Annotated in this window: 1 tRNA gene and 1 rRNA gene; both read left to right on the forward strand. The window is 44.3% G+C overall.

The features are described from left to right. Positions 1 to 251: 251 nt before the first annotated feature. Positions 252 to 1,770: ribosomal RNA gene (locus BM072_RS15110) — 16S ribosomal RNA — on the forward strand. Between the two features lie 121 nt (positions 1,771 to 1,891). Beyond that, positions 1,892 to 1,965, forward strand: a tRNA-Ile gene (locus tag BM072_RS15115). Positions 1,966 to 1,991: the final 26 nt, after the last annotated feature.

A 1,991-nucleotide genomic window follows, 5' to 3' on the forward strand; every position in this document is an offset into this window, starting at 1 on the left:
AGACTTAAAAAAATAAAAACTTTTAAAATTTTTGAAAAAAGATTTGGTAGTTTAAAATTTAATCTTACCTTTGCAACCGCTTACAGATACAGAGAAACGTTAGTAAGAACAATTGAGAAGTTCATTTGAAATTTAAAATATAAACAGAAGAAATAAAGCCGAATACAATAATAGTCAATCCTTGAAATAATGGAGCTATAGGAAGTTCGAAGTTGTAAAAAAAACAGATCGTAAGATCAAAAGAAATAATTACAATGGAGAGTTTGATCCTGGCTCAGGATGAACGCTAGCGGGAGGCTTAACACATGCAAGCCGAGGGGTAGAATTAGCTTGCTAATTTGAGACCGGCGCACGGGTGCGTAACGCGTATGCAACTTGCCCTACTGAAAAGGATAGCCCAGAGAAATTTGGATTAATACTTTATAATAGACTGAATGGCATCATTTAGTTTTGAAAGATTTATCGCAGTAGGATAGGCATGCGTAAGATTAGATAGTTGGTGAGGTAACGGCTCACCAAGTCGACGATCTTTAGGGGGCCTGAGAGGGTGAACCCCCACACTGGTACTGAGACACGGACCAGACTCCTACGGGAGGCAGCAGTGAGGAATATTGGACAATGGGTGGAAGCCTGATCCAGCCATCCCGCGTGTAGGATGACGGCCTTATGGGTTGTAAACTACTTTTATCTGGGGATAAACCTACTTACGTGTAAGTAGCTGAAGGTACCAGAAGAATAAGCACCGGCTAACTCCGTGCCAGCAGCCGCGGTAATACGGAGGGTGCAAGCGTTATCCGGATTTATTGGGTTTAAAGGGTCCGTAGGCGGACTGATCAGTCAGTGGTGAAATCCTATCGCTTAACGATAGAACTGCCATTGATACTGTTAGTCTTGAATTAGTTTGAAGTGGCTGGAATGTGTAGTGTAGCGGTGAAATGCTTAGATATTACGCAGAACACCAATTGCGAAGGCAGGTCACTAAGTCTATATTGACGCTGATGGACGAAAGCGTGGGGAGCGAACAGGATTAGATACCCTGGTAGTCCACGCCGTAAACGATGGATACTTGCTGTTGGGACTTCGGTTTCAGTGGCTAAGCGAAAGTTATAAGTATCCCACCTGGGGAGTACGTTCGCAAGAATGAAACTCAAAGGAATTGACGGGGGCCCGCACAAGCGGTGGAGCATGTGGTTTAATTCGATGATACGCGAGGAACCTTACCAAGGCTTAAATGCATAATGACGTATTTGGAAACAGATATTTCTTCGGACAGAATGCAAGGTGCTGCATGGCTGTCGTCAGCTCGTGCCGTGAGGTGTTAGGTTAAGTCCTGCAACGAGCGCAACCCCTATCATTAGTTGCCAGCGTTTAAAGACGGGGACTCTAATGAGACTGCCAATGAAAGTTGAGAGGAAGGTGGGGACGACGTCAAGTCATCACGGCCCTTACGTCTTGGGCTACACACGTGCTACAATGGTAAGTACAGAGGGCAGCTACTGGGTGACCAGATGCGAATCTCGAAAACTTATCTCAGTTCGGATTGGAGTCTGCAACTCGACTCTATGAAGCTGGAATCGCTAGTAATCGCATATCAGCCATGATGCGGTGAATACGTTCCCGGGCCTTGTACACACCGCCCGTCAAGCCATGGAAGCTGGGGGTACCTGAAGTCGGTGACCGTAAAAGGAGCTGCCTAGGGTAAAACTGGTAACTAGGGCTAAGTCGTAACAAGGTAGCCGTACCGGAAGGTGCGGCTGGAACATCTCATATTTAGAGAACGACGAATTTTCTTCTATTAAGTAGAAGATTGATTATGTATCGGTTTTAATTCTGTTTTAATTTAGATTTTAAAAAATATAAAAATATAGACCACTCTTTAAGAGTATTAAAGAGTCTCATAGCTCAGCTGGTTAGAGCGCTACACTGATAATGTAGAGGTCGGCAGTTCGAGTCTGCCTGAGACTACGAGATAACTTGAATTATAAGTGAGG

This window comes from Algoriella xinjiangensis, from assembly GCF_900115015.1.
In the GTDB taxonomy this organism is placed as follows: Bacteria; Bacteroidota; Bacteroidia; order Flavobacteriales; family Weeksellaceae; genus Empedobacter; species Empedobacter xinjiangensis.